This window comes from Sphingobacterium sp. PCS056, from assembly GCF_023273895.1.
GTDB lineage: Bacteria > Bacteroidota > Bacteroidia > Sphingobacteriales > Sphingobacteriaceae > Sphingobacterium.
Map to the genome: position 1 here is coordinate 2,159,008 of NZ_CP096883.1, position 15,884 is coordinate 2,174,891.

Sequence of the window (15,884 nt, forward strand, 5' to 3'; positions counted from 1 at the left end):
ATCGTATCACTAATTCATCAATTAAAATTTATTAAAATGAATCTAAGAAGTAGAAAAAATAAACCAGCAGCAGAAGTACATACTTCTGCATTGAATGACATCATGTTCTTTCTGATGTTGTTCTTTTTGTTGGCATCTGCTGTCTCCAATCCGCAAGTAGTGAAGTTATTACTTCCAAAATCTAGCGCAGGAGAGCAGTCGGTATCGAAAAAAACATTGACGGTTTCTATTACATCGGATCTAGCTTATCATGTTGAAAAGGCAGTTGTGCCCTATGAAGCATTAGAAGCTGCAATCCAGTCACAAATGAAAACGGGAGAGGAATTGACTATTATGATGTATGTAGACAATAGTGTGCCTATTCAGAATGTGATTTCAGTAATGGATATTGCCAACAAATTAAAGATAAAAGTTGTTTTGGCAACAGAACCAAAGAAAGATTAAAGAGCATTAAACCTTTGAACAGGTTGAAGTCTAATTTTTAAAGAGATAGGAGATATAATACATGGCTTACCATCTTCAACATGAGGAAAATAACTTCCCAAAAGCGCTAGGGATTTCTACTGCTATTATGGGGATTTTGGTATTGATAGGTTTCTTTGTCATTTTTGGCACCAAGACACCTGATGAATACGGTATGGGTGGCATGATTGTCAATTATGGTACAGCAGAAGAAGGCATGGGTGACGATTACATGAGTGTGGAAGAGCCCTCGGTAGATCCCAATGCTAATCATGTAAAACCTGATCGCGTCGTTCCGGAAGAGATTCCTACACCAACACCTTCACAGCAAGTCGCAGATAAAGCTGTCGTAACACAAGATGTAGAAGATGCACCTGCAGTGACCAAATCTTCAAAACCAGTCAAAACAGTAGCTCCTGAAACCACTAAAGAAGTCAAGGATAGTAAACCTACTGTTAACTCAAACGCCCTTTATAAAGGTAAAAAGAATAATGGTACAGGTTCTGGTGACGGGACAGGTTCCGTACCTGGTAACCAAGGAAGTAAATTGGGAGATCCTTTAGCGAGTAATTATGGTGAAGGTGGTTCTGGTAACGGTAATATGATGCTTTCGATTGAAAACCGAAGCTTTACACAGCGACCTCAGATTGATGACAATGGACAGCAGGCAGGAAAGGTAGCAGTAGAGTTCCGTGTTAACCAATCTGGAGTGATCATCTATGCCCGTGCGGGTGTAAAGGGTACAACCATTACGGATCCAGGTTTGTTGGAAAAATGTGAAAGAGCTGTTCGTGGAGCTCGATTGAATCAATTGGCAAATGCACCTGACTCCCAAACAGGTAGAATTGTATTCAATTTTAAGTTAAGATAAAATTTATTGTCAATGCAAAATTATAATGAGGTAATCGAGTATTTATATGCTCGATTACCTATGTTTACCCGTGATGGAGCTTCTGCATATAAAAAGGATTTAGATAATACTTTAGCACTGCTTGATGCTTTGGGCAATCCGCAGCATCAATTCAAGTCTATCCATATCGCAGGAACTAACGGAAAGGGATCATCATCCCATATGTTAGCCTCAATTTTTGCAGAAGCAGGGTATAAAACAGCCCTGTATACTTCCCCACATTTATTGGATTTTAGGGAACGTATCCGTATTAACGGGCAAATGGTCGACGAACAATTTGTGATCGATTTTGTCCATAACCAGCAAGCATTAATCGAACAGATTCAGCCGTCATTTTTTGAAGTGACCGTGGCTATGGCATTTGATTATTTTGCAAAAATGCAAGTCGATATCGCAATTATCGAAGTGGGTTTGGGTGGACGATTAGATTCCACTAATGTGATCCAGCCTTTAATCTCCCTGATTACCAATATCGGCTTTGACCATATGAACATGCTTGGAAATACCCTCGCAGAAATTGCATTTGAAAAAGCAGGTATAATCAAACATGATACTCCAGTTGTCGTTTCAGAATACAATGAAGAGACAGCTCCGGTATTTGTAAAAAAAGCTGAACAGGAACAGGCATCGCTTGAGTTTGCTTCTGAAAAACTGCAATCGAGCATAATAGCAGTCAACGAAGACTATTTGCAGATTGATGTGGTCAACCTACAAGGTCAGACAGAACAGTACGAACTGGATTTAAAAGGAAGTTATCAATCTAAAAATATCTTAGGTGTTTTGCAGATCGTTGATCAGATGCGTAAGCTAGGGTATGATCTGCCGCTTGCATCCGTTAAAAATGGTTTGCGAAAAGTACAATCCTTTACGGGACTTCAAGGACGTTGGCAAACATTGTCAAAAGATCCATTTGTTATCTGTGACACTGGGCATAATGAAGATGGAATCAGGGAAGTATTAAAGAATTTGGATAAGACAAGCTTTAGACAATTGCATTTTGTGATAGGAGCAATGAAGGATAAGGATTTGGGGCATATGTTGCCACTCTTACCAAAAGATGCAATTTATTATTTTAGTAACCCCGATATGCCAAGAGCAATGCCCTCCGTGGAACTGGCAGCGGAAGCACATCAATTGGGATTAAAAGGTAATGCTTATGGTCCGGTAGTAAAGGCTTTTGAAGCTGCTAAGGAGCACTATCAAAAAGGAGATTTAATCTTTGTTGGCGGAAGTAATTTTGTAGTGTCAGAAGTACTCTTACAGCTCAAATAGTAATCTAAAAGTTTCTATACAAAAGGATTTAATGTTTCCTATATTCAAATATTAAAAAATACAAAAGGCTATCCATCATTCGATTCGATAGCCTTTTGTGTATCATGATCTCTTACTTCCTCATCATCCATTTTTGACATTCTTCGAATGACATGCTGGGGTAGAAGCTAGGATCAATTTTACAGGCAATGACTAGTCATTGACCGTCAATTCACCTCTAATATTTTTTTCGACCCAATAAGCAACTTCTTTTTGGTCTTCAAGCTCTCCTTGAAGATACATGAGCTTGGTTACAGCCGCTTCAAATGTCATGTCGTATCCATTGAGCACACCAATAGCTTTTAATCCTGTGCTGGTCTCATATCTTCCCAATTCGACCGAACCGACTTTACATTGCGATATATTCAGAATGTTCTTACCATTATCTATCGCTTCTTTTAATAGATCCAAGAACCATTGATCTGTCGTAGTATTACCTGAACCGAAAGTTTCCATCACAATGGAGCGAACATCGGAATTGAGCACAGCTTTAATTGTACTAGCGCTTATTCCTGGAAAAAGTTTTAATACCGCTACCCGATCATCTAGTTTAGTGTGCAAAATAAACTCTTTGCCACTGTTATTTAAGAGTGCATCTTGATTATATTGTAAGTGTATGCCCGCTTCTACAAGAACAGGGTAGTTGGGCGATCGGAATGCCTCAAATTTAGCTGAATTATATTTAAATGATCGGTTTCCTCTAAATAATTTATTATCAAATAAAATGCAGACTTCCTGAATCATGGATATGCCAAAATGTTTAGTAGAAGCGATTTCCAATGCTGTCATCATATTCTCACGTGCATCAGTACGAATTTCACCGATAGGCAATTGGGATCCCGATAAAATAACGGGCTTTTGCAATCCTTCTAACATAAAACTAAGCACAGATGCCGAAAAGGACATCGTATCTGATCCATGTAAAATCACAAAACCATCATATTCATCATAATTATCTTTGATAATCTGCGCCATCTCAATCCATATTTCAGGCTTCATGTTTGATGAGTCAATAATTGGATCAAATGAATGTACCGTCAATTTATAGTCTAAACGACTCAAATCCGGAAGATTACGTTTGATCAATTCAAAGTCGAATGGAACAAAGGTTCCGGTTTCATCTTTGACCATTCCGATGGTGCCACCTGTGTATATGATAAATATGTTACGCATAATATGATTTAGATTCCAAATATTCTTTGTGAGTTTTCAGTTGTTATTGCTGCCACATCTGCTATTGATACCTCTTTTAGGTCTGCGATTTTCTGCGCGATATAGTATAAGTAGCTGCTTTCGTTTTGCTTTCCTCTAAAGGGAACAGGTGCCAAATAAGGGGCATCTGTTTCTAAAACGATATGTTTCAGATCAATTTGTTTAACCACTTCATCCAGGCCAGCTTTTTTGAAGGTAACCACTCCGCCGATTCCCAATGCAAATCCGAGATCAATCGCCTGTTGTGCTTGTTCAAAGTTACCTGTGAAACAATGTAAGACACCGAAAAGCTTCTCATCTTTCAACTCCTCCAACAATTCAAATAGTTCGTCAAAAGCTTCACGGCAATGAATATCTATAGGTAAATGGAGGTCTTTAGCCCATTGCACCTGTTGGCGGAAGGCATCCTTTTGAATTTCTAAGGTCGATTTGTCCCAGTAGAGATCAAGACCAATTTCCCCAATGGCGTAGACTTGATGCTGTTGTAATGCGGTATAGATCTGCGCTAATTCCTCCTGATAGTTTTCTTTTACATCGCATGGATGTAGACCGAGCATTGGAAAACAATTTGCAGGATAAGCATCTACAGTCTTCATCACGGCTGAAATAGATGCGCTATTCACATTAGGAAGAAATAAGCGCTGTATATCGTTATCAAAACAACGTTGCATCTGTTCTGCTAATGTATTGCTATCGACGTGGTAGTATATATGGGTATGGGTATCTGTTAATAACATGGATTATAGTTATAGCGACGGTAAAAATAAAAGATTAGGTTGATATGACCTAATCTGATAAAAGTTAGCCATTATCATCATGATGTAAATATGTTCAATGCATTGAAAATTAATAAGTAATAGGGATGTTTTGTTGCGAATATATATTAATTGTGGTTTTTTTTTGATTTTTTTGGTAAAAATCGAATAAGCTATCTTTTTTAAGTATGGTTTATTTAGAACTAATATTTTGTCTGCTCAATGTTTAAATTAATAAGGTTTTATTAGTTTAATCTATTGAACAATATAGTATCCCTACTGATTATTCGATCACAGACATTTGTGATCATCTGCTAAGTGCCTAAAACAATGATTCCATAAAAAAAAGCGCTTATCGGTTATCCGATAAGCGCTTTTAACGTAAAAGATTATTTACTTATTTTTTAACTGGCGTAGTTGTAGTAGCCGGTGCAGTTGTAGTAGCTGGAATTGGAGTTGGAGCAGCAGCAGGTGCTTTTCCAGGGATAATATCAACAACCTCTACATCAAAAACTAAAGGTGCATATGGAGGAATTTGTCCTGCATTGCGCTCACCATAAGCTAATGCTGAAGGAATAACCAAAGTTGCTTTTGAACCTTTGTTCAATAATTGGAATGCCTCAGTCCAACCTGTGATCACACCATCCACACCTAAATGTAAACGTAATGCTTCATAAGGTCTTTGTGGATTGAAAACTTTATGTTTTTTAGCTAAATCTGCTTGATTCGTATCAAATACTTTTTCGTTAGTCAATTTACCAATGTAATTAACAACTACCGTATCGCCAACAACAGCATTTTTACCTGTTCCTTGTTTAGTAATCACATATTGTAAACCAGAAGCTGTTTTCTTTGGTTCCAATTTATTATTTTTTAAGTAAGCTTCAACTTTTCCAGCTTCAGCGCCTTTTAACTTTGCAGTTTGCTCTTCAAAGTATTTCGTTACTTGCTCACCCAATTGTTGATCAGTCAATTTACCTTTTTTGAAGTGTTTTTGAACTTTCAACGTATAGATGATATATTTGTCAGCAAATGCTGGTTTTGGTTGTTGTGTTTTAGCAGCTACAGAATCTAAATCGATTTTGAATACCAAACTATCACCTTCACCTACAAATTTGAATAAACCTGTTGGATCTCCTGGATTTTGTTTGATGATACTATCTGGATATAATTGTACGATCTGTGGAATCCCAGCATCGTAAGTACTATTTAATAATGAATCTCTATCAGTCTTAACAACCATGTCTACTGATAATAAATCACCAGATACAGCTTTATCAGCACCAGCATCTTTAGCGATTTTGTACTCTAGGCCGCCCTCAGCCTTTTTGAAATTTTGGCAAGCAGTGAATAAGAATCCTGCTGACGCCAATAATAGAATTGATTTCTTCATTTCAGTTTAATTGCTATCTTTATTTTGTTAATATTTCTTTATAATTTGGTAATGCAGATTTAAATGTATCGATAACCGTTTGTAGATCATCGTGCGAATTTCCTCCTGATGCATTGAGATGTCCACCGCCATTGAAATAGATTTTACAGATTTCATTACAAGGAACATCACCAATTGAGCGCAAAGATAATTTAATTTGTTCAGTTCTGTCAATAATTAATGCAGCTAAACGAATTCCCTTTATCGATAAGGCATAATTGACAAGTCCTTCAGTATCTCCTGTGATCACCTCAAAGCTTTTTAGATCTGCTTGCGTGACATAAATCATAGCGGTATTGTACTCTGGGAATACCTCTAAACGATTAAGTAGGCAATATCCTAAGAATTTTAATCTTCCTTCAGAAGAGCTGTTGTAAATTGATTCATGGATAGCCCAGTTTTGAGCCCCACAGTCAATTAAGCTTGCGATAATGCGGTGGATCTCTGAAGTTGTAGAACGGAAACGGAATGAACCGGTATCGGTCATAATACCAGTATATAAGCAAGTCGCCATATCTGCAGATATGTTTTCTTCATCCTGCATTTCCTCTGTGATAAATCTAAAAATCAATTGTGCTGTTGCAGCAGCTTTGGGGTCCCAGTAAGCATAATCATGAAAACCTTGTGGTTCCAAATGATGATCGATCATGCATTTAAGACCGGTTGCTTTTTCTACAGGAACTGCCATGTCGTGGATACGGCCAAGGCCATTGAAATCTAAGCAAAAGATGATTTCTGCATCAGCAATTAATTGTTGATTTTCTTGCACCTCTCTGGTATAGATGCGCACATGTTCCAGACCTGGAAGCCAGTCTAAAAAGGCCGGAAAGTCGGAAGGAACGATAAGGCTTACATCATGTTTATGGGCTTTCAGCCAATAAAATAGACCTAATGAAGAACCAAGCGCATCGCCATCTGGCTTATAGTGCGTCGTGATTACAATTCTTTTAGGTTCGGATAAAAGTGTCTTTAGTTGTTCTGATGTCAGCATATTCGTATTAAGTCTGCAAACCTACTATAAAAAAAAATATTTCTAGCATTTTTTTATAAACATTTGAGACGATTTTGATCGTTTAATTTTTGTTTTTAAATTTTTGAATTACAATTTGTTAAAACTTGTAAGCGTAAAGTTTGTGATCTCGTTTAGAGCTAATTAAATACGAGGCATTATTCCCAAAATCAATAGGCCCAAAATAGAATTTGGATAGGCCCTCGACAGGAAAACCATTTCTGACCAATCCATCTTCACTAAAGATATAGATCATGCGATTATTCGTGCCGACAGCGACAAGATCATTGTTGTTCGTCACCTTGAAGAAGTTGGGTCTATTGCTCACTTCATCTACAAATTTATATTCAAAATATTTACTATTGTCTTTCTGATTGTAAACCGTTAGATTGTTGTCACTAAGCACGACATAATCTTTATCTGCACTACCGCTCACATCTTCAAAATTGAAGGTGAAATTTGATCCCCAGTCACCTATTTTTGATTTGATAGGCTCACCGTCAAATGGTACTTTAATTATTTCTCCTTGAGTTGCCGGAACGATAACGAAAGAATTTTTCTTGTCAGAAGTCGTAATTAATCCAATTGGATTCTTTAAGGTCTGACCATTGGTATTGAGTTCTTGTTTATTGACTAGGCTTCCTATTTCATTAAAGAAATATACCGATCCTTGACTCGTTGCAGCGATAATATAATGTTGATTGGCAATGGTAGTTGCTTTTAGATCATATAAAATTTTACTATCAACGGTAGGGTTTTTCCAATTTTCGATTTTTTTACCAGTAAGGTCATACGCAGCAATTTGATTGGAGCATGGGATATAAATCCTTTTCTCATTATTGAAAGTTGATAATATCAATCCTGCGGAGGCATTATTTTCTAAACCTATAGAAAAACCAGGAAGTAATTTGCCATCAGGTGAAAATCGGTAGAGGCGACTTCTGGTGTTCAATAATATGCTCCGATCTTGCAATTGTATCGGTTGTCCTAAGATTTCTCCCTGAAATAAAGTCTTCCATAATTCTTTTCCCGAAGGACTAAGAGCATATACAGTATGATCTTGTTCTTGTACTAATATGAATTTGCTATTTTCTGTTTGATTAAAGACCCATGGATTATTGATCAATTTAGAGTTCAACTGAAACGTCCATTCTGCGGTACCTCCAAGACGATTTTTAGATTTGTAAAGCGCATAGAAACCTGAAACAAATTCACCCTCATTGCCACTTAATTGAAAAGATGTTGAATAAAAGTTTTGATAGCCAAATTGCTCTTTATCCCTAAAATCTTTGGCATACTCTGATTTCAAGTTGTTTATGATGGTATTTTTAGCCGTCTCAGGTTCAATATAAAATGTCACATTTGCCCGGTTACTCTGAATCGCACTATGATTTTTGAAGATGGCAGTTCCAGACATCATTTGGTTATCGAAATAGGCTTGACGATACTTGCGTAAAATTCCAGTTTGATTTGCAATCACAAGCACTTTACCTATTCTGGTAAAGTAAGGACGCTGGAAAGTTTTGAATGGATCTCCAAAACTTGAATATAAAATATTGGAGTAGTCAAACTGGTAAATATCATCACCTTGATTGCTACTTATTTTTTTAGCCGTTTCTACAAATTTAGTACTATCCGCTAGACTGACTAAACCAAGCATGGCCTCATTGTCCAGTTCTGCAATAGCAAACTCATCGTTCCACAGCGATAATATATCGGATTGAAAAATCACCTTTCCTTCATTTTCAATTAATTTCTGGTGGCTTTTTATTTTGTCAGCCTCTTTTCGATAGGCAAATAAATCATTCAGACCACTATGAAAGCTAGTAATATTGGAGAGGCTATAGTTGATATAAGAAGCGGTGTTTTTTGGTAAAAAGTTAGCCAGAGTTTGTACCTGTGGCGATTGATTAGCGAAAAGATGAAGGTATTGATGATGGTTCAAATCTAGCTTTGTTTCTCCCTTAAAAATTAGAGCATCATCCTTGAAATTCAAATTCCATGCAGTAGATCCTTGTAGAGAATCGATTTGATTCAGATATACACCAAACTTAGGGCGCATGATTTTTTTCGCAAATGCTGCAAGTTGATGATTATTGAAATATAGACTTAAAGGAGTATTTTTACTATTCTGTTCAATAAAAAACTCAATTTGTTTAGAATCTAATTTTTTAACTTTTTTATCCATTACTTGATAAATAATGGGGCGTTGGTAACTCGCGAAAAGTATATTCTCATACAGTGTACAATATAAAATAGAGTCTTTAATTCCTTTATCAAAACTATAGATGCGATGGCCTAAAGTGTCTGTATGATTTTGTTTATATTTCTTATCAATTCCTTGAAAGATAGCTTCTAATGACTTGTTGTTTAATTTTTCATTTAAGGCTACTGTATATAAGGTTGCTATTCCAGATGTACTGGGGTGGTAAGAAAGAATAATTTCGACATCTTGCACCTTTGCTTTTAGGGCTTCTGAGCTAAGAAAATCTTGTTTTAATGTTTTGAGGTTGTCAAAATCTTGTTTTCCTTGAATAGCTTCAAATAATTCAAAATGTTGAAATATAGTATCTGTTGTTTCGTTGTTTCTGAAGGCAGTAATAAAATAAGTGTCTTCCGGTAAATATTGAAGTGCTTTTGTCGCATTTTCTTGCCTGCTGCTGCTGTCGGAGAAGTAATAGATGGAAGCCGCAACTACGGCTATAAATAGTAAGACAGTAACAATAATTGTATTTCTCATATCTAATAACAAACCTACTAAAAAATATCTGGAACCTGAGTTATCTTACCTAAGAACTCCTTTTGTAACAATAAATTTAATAAATATTCTCCTTTTCTGAGGAAGATTTGATACATTTAGCCAACATTAATAAAATATAGACATAATTTTAAATTAATGAATAAGAGAATCATCCTAGTGGCTGCATTTTTTGGTGCACTAGCTGTTATTTTAGGCGCTTTTGGAGCACATGGTTTAGAAGGAAAGATAAGTGAACAACATATCGAAACTTGGAAAACCGCTAATCAGTATCATTTTTACCATACGTTGGCCTTGTTGTTCTTATCAACTTTTTCAAGAGCAAAAACAGCATCCATTCGTGTATCATTTATTGCTTTTATAATTGGATTGCTTTTCTTTTCAGGATCGTTATATCTGCTCAGTGTACGGGAGATCACAGGTTTCGGCAATCCAGCTATTTTAGGCCCTATCACACCTTTAGGTGGAGTAGCCTTTATTGTCGGATGGTCAGCCTTGTTTGTCGCCGCTCTAAAAAATAAATCATAGTTATACGGTAGTAATACTGTAAAAAATAAGCCCTCGAAGAAATTAACGTTTTTCGAGGGCTTATTTTTAGTAATTTTACATGATACTTGAAATGAATATGCCAGAGCCTCAAAATTTATTTTTCACAGACCGGACGACTGTTTTTGTCGATGTTATTTTGCCTTTAGCACTGGCCAATACCTATACCTATCGTATTCCGGTGGAATGGAACGATAAGATTCAGGTCGGTGTTCGTGTCATGGTGCAATTTGGAAAGAATAAGATTTATTCTGCTATTGTAAAACAAATCAGCAAGGAAGCGCCTAAGCATTATGAAGCAAAGTATATTTTAGATATTATCGATGAAAAACCGATTGTTGATGCCGCACAATTGTTCTTGTGGGATTGGATAGCTGATTATTATATGTGTTCTTTGGGAGAGGTCATGCAAGCTGCATTGCCCTCTGCATTGAAGCTCGCAAGTGAAACTAAAATTGTATCGGCTATACCCGATAATTTTGATCGATCGACATTGACAGACAAAGAATACCTGATCATTGAAGCGCTTGAAGTCGCAGGAGAACTAAAAGTAAACGATATTGTCAAACTATTGAGTCAAAAATCGGTATTCCCGATCCTGAAAGTCATGTTTGATAAAGGTATTGTTTTGATTTCGGAAGAGATTACAGAACGATATAAACCCAAGACTAAAGTTTTCTTCTCTTTTGCCCCAGAATTTCGAGATGAAGATGGGAAACGAAATCTATTGGATGGACTAAACCGAGCTCCCAAACAGCAAGATGCGGTTTTGGCATTTATGCAATTAGCAAAAATGGGTACAGATGTCACCCGTCAGATGATTATGGAAGCTTCAGGCTGTGGTTCAGGCGCGATTACTGCACTTATAGATAAGGGGGTGTTTCAAGTTAAAGAAAAGGTGGTCAGTCGCTTTCAGGGAGAGGATATTGAGTTGGATGCTAATTTTGAATTTAATGCGGATCAACAACGTGCTTATAACCAAATTCAAGAGTGCTTTGAAACTAAAGACGTTACTTTATTGCATGGGGTGACTGCATCTGGAAAAACCCAGCTATATATTCGATTAATTGAGCAAGCACTAGCTGCTGGAAAGTCTGCACTATATCTCTTACCTGAAATTGCTTTAACAGCTCAAATAACCGCGCGCTTAAAATTGCATTTTGGAGATAAACTGGGAGTCTATCATTCCAAATTTAATGATAATGAACGTGCAGAGGTGTGGCATAAAGTAATGAAAAATGAGTTTCAGATTATTGTAGGCGCACGTTCCTCGGTCTTTTTACCGTTTCAAGATTTGGGAATTATCTTAGTCGATGAGGAACACGAAAGTTCATACAAACAATATGATCCAGCTCCAAGGTATCATGCGCGCGATACCGCTATCTACCTAGGTTATATTCACCAAACGAAAGTTTTATTGGGTTCAGCAACGCCTTCCATCGAAAGCTTTTATAATGCAAAATCAAATAAATATGGTTTTGTACAGCTATTAGAAAGGTATGGTAGTGCCCAACTTCCTGATATCCATATTGTCGATATACCACAAGAAGGAAGAAAAGAAAATATGTTTTCATATTTCTCCGGTAATTTACTGAAAGCGATAGAAGGGGCTCTAGAAAGAAAAGAACAGGTTATATTGTTTCAAAACCGACGTGGTCATACCACTATTATCCAATGCAATACCTGTGGTTTTGTCGCTAAATGTGTAAACTGTGATGTTAGTATGACCTATCATAAGAGTTCAAATATGATGCATTGCCATTATTGTGGTCACGTGGAACCACCAATCAAAATATGTCCAGCATGTGGTATGCCTCATATAGAAAGTAAAGGTTTTGGAACGGAGCGGGTAGAGGAAGAGTTAGAATTGCTCATGCCCAATGCGCGCATTGGCCGTCTGGATTTGGACTCGACAAAGGGGAAAAATGGTTTTGATAAGATCATAGGTGCCTTTGATGAACATGAATTTGATATTCTGATCGGTACGCAAATGGTCGCCAAAGGATTGGATTTTGGTCGTGTGAGCTTAATTGGTATTATCAATGCCGATACGATGATTAATTTCCCTGACTTTCGTGCTTATGAACGAGCTTTCTCACTCTTTTTGCAAGTCGCAGGTCGCGCTGGTAGAAGAGAAGCCGGTGGACAGGTCATCATTCAGACCTATACGCCAAAACATCGTGTTTTGGAGCAGGTAGTTGCACATGATTATCAAGGAATGTTTGATACTGAGATAAAAGAACGTAAAAACTTTGCTTATCCTCCTTTTTATCGGGTGATTCGTATTGATATTAAGCATATGGATATCCAAAAATGTTATGATGGAGCTAAGAAATTTGGATCAGCGCTAAGACAGCAGCTAGGCGCTAGAGTTTTAGGTCCTGAAACGCCATTGGTAGGAAGAGTACGGAATTATTTTATCCAAACCATAACGCTTAAAATCGAAAGAAATAATATCAGTATTGTTAAAGTAAAAGACTTAATCAAGCATGTGAAAAATGATTTTATTGCAGATAAATCAAATAGCGGGACGCGTATCGTGATCGATGTAGATCCTTATTAAATCATTGGCTTGTTAAATGAAATTAGCCAAAAATTATTAATTTCAAATGAAAGAGCTTGCCAGTTAATTGATTAGTTGTGAAAATGTTCTTATAGTGGTAATTATTAAATAACAATAGTATTTTTGAGTCATAATGGCGTATAAATTTGTAGATAATTATAGGGAAAAAGGTGCTCGTAAGCAATTGGTGCAGCTACTGAAGACAAGAGGTATTACTGACCAAAATGTATTGAATGCTATCGCTAAAGTACCTCGTCATTTTTTCTTTGATGAGACATTTTGGAATCAGGCGTATAAAGATATCGCTTTTCCTATAGGAGACGGGCAAACCATCTCACAGCCCTATACTGTTGCTTATCAATCGGAATTGCTCCATGTAAAAAAGGGAGATAAAGTGCTGGAAATTGGAACGGGGTCTGGATATCAGACCTGTATCTTAATGGAGCTGGGGGCAAATGTTTACACCATAGAAAGACAAGAAAATTTATACCAGAGAACGATACAGGTTTTACCGTATATGGGATATAAACCTCATTTCTTCTGTGGAGATGGTTCCAAAGGAATTGAGCAACATGCACCATATGATAAAATAATTGTGACTGCAGGGGCTCCCTTTGTGCCGGAAATTATGCTCAAACAATTAAAAATCGGTGGTATATTCGTAATACCAGTTGGTGATGAAAAAGAACAAAAAATGGTAACCATCATTCGAGCTGGAGAAAATGATTTTGATCGAATCGAGCTCGATACCTTTAGATTTGTTCCTTTGGTGGGGGATCAAGCTTGGTAAAAACCAAGCTTTTTTAGTTATTTAAATCAATAAAATAACAGGATTAAAGGCTTATATCAACTGTTAGTTTGAGTTCAAGAGTGAATTTTAGAAGCAAACTAAGCTCATGACCTTTAATGACGAAATGAAGCATGTGTGTTTTCAAAAAAATAGATCATGAATACAAAATACGAGTGCTAGTACAACAGGTTTTACTTGAAATCATACACTCATAAATAATTAAATTTTGATGAAGCCAGCATGAGCATACCGCTCATAAACAGCAGTTAAGATGCACATGCTAAACTCATTATGGTAAAAAAATATTCTCCAATGAAAAATAAAATTATGGACATATACCTTAGTAATAAGGTACAGATCGAGCAAGAAGTAAAGAAACTGGACCGAGCAATTAACCAAAATAGTTTCTTCCGTCTCGGTGTGATCATCTTTGGCGGTGCTGCTTTATTTTATTCATTTCAATTAGAAAATCTACTGCTCGTTCTGATTTTATTTTTTGCACTGATATTTCTTTTTGCTTTCCTGGTAAGTAGGCAAAGTAAATTAGAGAAAATTACTGCGTATCAGAAAGCATTGCTGGCTGTGAACCTAAATGAAATTGATGTCGAAAATAAAGGCGTTAATATGTATGATAATGGGGCACATTTAGAAGATAATAAGCATCCCTATAGTGCAGATCTGGATATTGTTGGAAGCCACTCTCTATTTGAATTGTTAAATCGTTCAACCACAAAAATGGGTTTATCCGTTTTAGGACAATGGTTACTTACTGATGCAAAAAGAGATGAAATTGTAAAAAGACAGGAAGCTGCGGCTGAAATTGCAACTGATATCACATGGAGCCAAGATTTTCAAGCAAAATTGTTGTCAAATTTGAACCAAAAATTAGATGTTAAATCTTTTCTAGCCACATACTTTCAGTCTGCAGATTTCTCATTCGGTCATTCATTTATGCGCTTATACGTGAAGCTAGCCCCATTTTTATTTATCGGTGCTGTTATTCTTGCGGTTATTATTCCTGCTGCAGCATACATACCAGTGGTAATCGGATTGGGACATGTTTTTTGGTCTATGGCCAATGGGGGAAAAGTTTCTTTCTTCTCTAGTCGAATCGATAAAGTTGGCAATCTACTGGATTCGTATGCCGCAAGTATGGAGCTAGTTGAGAATCGAACTTGGAAGGCAACTCGTAATCAAGAATTACAGAAACAACTAAACATACAGGGGTCATCAGACTCAGTTTCTCATGCCTTTAAAAAACTGGGTAAACTGATCAGTAACTTGGATGCTCGAAATAATATGATGGTCGGAACAATCTTGAACATGATATTCTTATGGGATTTTAAGCAGGTATTGGCTATCGTAGATTGGAAAGCAAAGTACCACGTTAATATATTGGAATCATTTGATACGCTTGCTGAAGTAGAAGCATTGGTAAGCCTAGGTACCTGGAACCGTAACCATCCTGACTGGACAGCCCCAATATTATTAGAACAAATGGATTCACCTGTAGAAGCTGTTGATTTGGCTCATCCTCTGATTTCTGCTGATAAAGCCATTGCAAATACATATACCAATGTTGATCATCAGATCGCATTGGTTACGGGTTCAAATATGGCAGGAAAGAGTACATTTTTGCGCACTGTCGGTATCAATGCTGTCTTAGCTTATGCCGGTGCAGTAGTACCCGCTACTTCTTTTAAACTTCCGATCTTTCATTTGATATCCTATATGCGAATAAAAGACAATTTGAATGAGAGTACTTCGACATTTAAAGCAGAACTGGATCGTATGAAATTTATCTTAGAAACAGTAGCGCAGCGTGCTGATAGTTTCTTTTTAATCGATGAGATGCTAAGAGGAACTAATTCGGTCGATAAGTATTTGGGATCAAGAGCCATTATTAAAAAATTGATCATGGAGAATGGTAAGGGGATGGTTGCAACACATGATTTGCAATTGTCGACTTTAGCAGATGAATATCCAAAAATAGTCAAGAATTATCATTTTGATATACAGGTGATTCAAGACGAGATGCTGTTCGATTATAAACTCAAGATCGGAGAGTGTAAAATATTTAATGCTTCAATGTTGTTAAAAGGTATTGGAGTCGACGTAGAACAAGGAAGAAATTAA

At 36.7% G+C, this 15,884-nt stretch carries 12 protein-coding genes; 7 read left to right on the forward strand and 5 right to left on the reverse strand.

What is annotated here, in order from left to right; all coding sequences use genetic code 11:
• Positions 1-36 precede the first annotated feature (36 nt).
• From MUB18_RS08870 to MUB18_RS08880, 3 genes are all read left to right on the forward strand, one after another.
• Positions 37-444 (forward strand): ExbD/TolR family protein, encoded by a 408-nt coding sequence (locus MUB18_RS08870; protein WP_045755600.1) that lies wholly within the window; start codon positions 37-39, stop codon positions 442-444.
• Positions 445-505: 61 nt separating this feature from the next.
• The gene (locus MUB18_RS08875) at positions 506-1,333 is read left to right on the forward strand and encodes an energy transducer TonB (RefSeq protein WP_045754577.1); all 828 of its coding nucleotides are present in this window, start codon (positions 506-508) and stop codon (positions 1,331-1,333) included.
• 12 nt (positions 1,334-1,345) lie between these two features.
• Positions 1,346-2,644, forward strand: a complete 1,299-nt coding sequence (locus MUB18_RS08880; protein ID WP_248755683.1) for a bifunctional folylpolyglutamate synthase/dihydrofolate synthase — start codon at positions 1,346-1,348, stop codon at positions 2,642-2,644.
• Between the two features lie 192 nt (positions 2,645-2,836).
• Here MUB18_RS08880 and MUB18_RS08885 read toward each other — a convergent pair whose 3' ends face one another.
• The 5 genes from MUB18_RS08885 to MUB18_RS08905 form a co-directional block, all read right to left on the reverse strand.
• The gene (locus tag MUB18_RS08885) at positions 2,837-3,856 is read right to left on the reverse strand and encodes an asparaginase (RefSeq protein WP_045754579.1); all 1,020 of its coding nucleotides are present in this window, start codon (positions 3,854-3,856) and stop codon (positions 2,837-2,839) included.
• A gap of 8 nt (positions 3,857-3,864) precedes the next feature.
• Entirely contained in the window at positions 3,865-4,632 is a 768-nt protein-coding gene (locus tag MUB18_RS08890; RefSeq protein ID WP_045754580.1) for a TatD family hydrolase, read from the reverse strand.
• 415 nt (positions 4,633-5,047) lie between these two features.
• Positions 5,048-6,043, reverse strand: coding sequence for an FKBP-type peptidyl-prolyl cis-trans isomerase (locus MUB18_RS08895; protein ID WP_045754581.1), 996 nt, complete (start codon positions 6,041-6,043; stop codon positions 5,048-5,050).
• 19 nt (positions 6,044-6,062) lie between these two features.
• Positions 6,063-7,073 carry a DHH family phosphoesterase gene (locus tag MUB18_RS08900; RefSeq protein ID WP_094773302.1) on the reverse strand — a complete coding sequence of 337 codons (1,011 nt, stop codon included), beginning with the start codon at positions 7,071-7,073 and terminating at the stop codon, positions 6,063-6,065.
• A 118-nt stretch (positions 7,074-7,191) separates the two neighbouring features.
• Positions 7,192-9,831 (reverse strand): PQQ-binding-like beta-propeller repeat protein, encoded by a 2,640-nt coding sequence (locus tag MUB18_RS08905; RefSeq protein ID WP_248755684.1) that lies wholly within the window; start codon positions 9,829-9,831, stop codon positions 7,192-7,194.
• 156 nt (positions 9,832-9,987) lie between these two features.
• On the opposite strand from MUB18_RS08905, the gene MUB18_RS08910 reads away from it, so the two are divergent.
• From MUB18_RS08910 to MUB18_RS08925, 4 genes are all read left to right on the forward strand, one after another.
• A complete protein-coding gene (locus tag MUB18_RS08910; RefSeq protein WP_248755685.1) occupies positions 9,988-10,377 on the forward strand; it encodes a DUF423 domain-containing protein in 390 nt (129 codons plus the stop codon).
• A gap of 79 nt (positions 10,378-10,456) precedes the next feature.
• A complete protein-coding gene (gene priA / locus MUB18_RS08915; protein WP_248755686.1) occupies positions 10,457-12,958 on the forward strand; it encodes a primosomal protein N' in 2,502 nt (833 codons plus the stop codon).
• Positions 12,959-13,091: 133 nt separating this feature from the next.
• The gene (locus MUB18_RS08920) at positions 13,092-13,748 is read left to right on the forward strand and encodes a protein-L-isoaspartate(D-aspartate) O-methyltransferase (protein WP_045752957.1); all 657 of its coding nucleotides are present in this window, start codon (positions 13,092-13,094) and stop codon (positions 13,746-13,748) included.
• A 312-nt stretch (positions 13,749-14,060) separates the two neighbouring features.
• Complete coding sequence (locus MUB18_RS08925) at positions 14,061-15,884, forward strand: MutS-related protein (protein WP_248755687.1); 1,824 nt, start codon at positions 14,061-14,063, stop codon at positions 15,882-15,884.

Bases quoted from the DNA above. Each gene is read 5' to 3' on its own strand.
- MUB18_RS08870 (WP_045755600.1), top strand. From the start codon at position 37: ATGAATCTAAGAAGTAGAAAAAATAAACCAGCAGCAGAAGTACATACT.
- MUB18_RS08875 (WP_045754577.1), top strand. From the start codon at position 506: ATGGCTTACCATCTTCAACATGAGGAAAATAACTTCCCAAAAGCGCTA.
- MUB18_RS08880 (WP_248755683.1), top strand. From the start codon at position 1,346: ATGCAAAATTATAATGAGGTAATCGAGTATTTATATGCTCGATTACCT.
- MUB18_RS08885 (WP_045754579.1), bottom strand. From the start codon at position 3,856: ATGCGTAACATATTTATCATATACACAGGTGGCACCATCGGAATGGTC.
- MUB18_RS08890 (WP_045754580.1), bottom strand. From the start codon at position 4,632: ATGTTATTAACAGATACCCATACCCATATATACTACCACGTCGATAGC.
- MUB18_RS08895 (WP_045754581.1), bottom strand. From the start codon at position 6,043: ATGAAGAAATCAATTCTATTATTGGCGTCAGCAGGATTCTTATTCACT.
- MUB18_RS08900 (WP_094773302.1), bottom strand. From the start codon at position 7,073: ATGCTGACATCAGAACAACTAAAGACACTTTTATCCGAACCTAAAAGA.
- MUB18_RS08905 (WP_248755684.1), bottom strand. From the start codon at position 9,831: ATGAGAAATACAATTATTGTTACTGTCTTACTATTTATAGCCGTAGTT.
- MUB18_RS08910 (WP_248755685.1), top strand. From the start codon at position 9,988: ATGAATAAGAGAATCATCCTAGTGGCTGCATTTTTTGGTGCACTAGCT.
- priA (WP_248755686.1), top strand. From the start codon at position 10,457: ATGATACTTGAAATGAATATGCCAGAGCCTCAAAATTTATTTTTCACA.
- MUB18_RS08920 (WP_045752957.1), top strand. From the start codon at position 13,092: ATGGCGTATAAATTTGTAGATAATTATAGGGAAAAAGGTGCTCGTAAG.
- MUB18_RS08925 (WP_248755687.1), top strand. From the start codon at position 14,061: ATGAAAAATAAAATTATGGACATATACCTTAGTAATAAGGTACAGATC.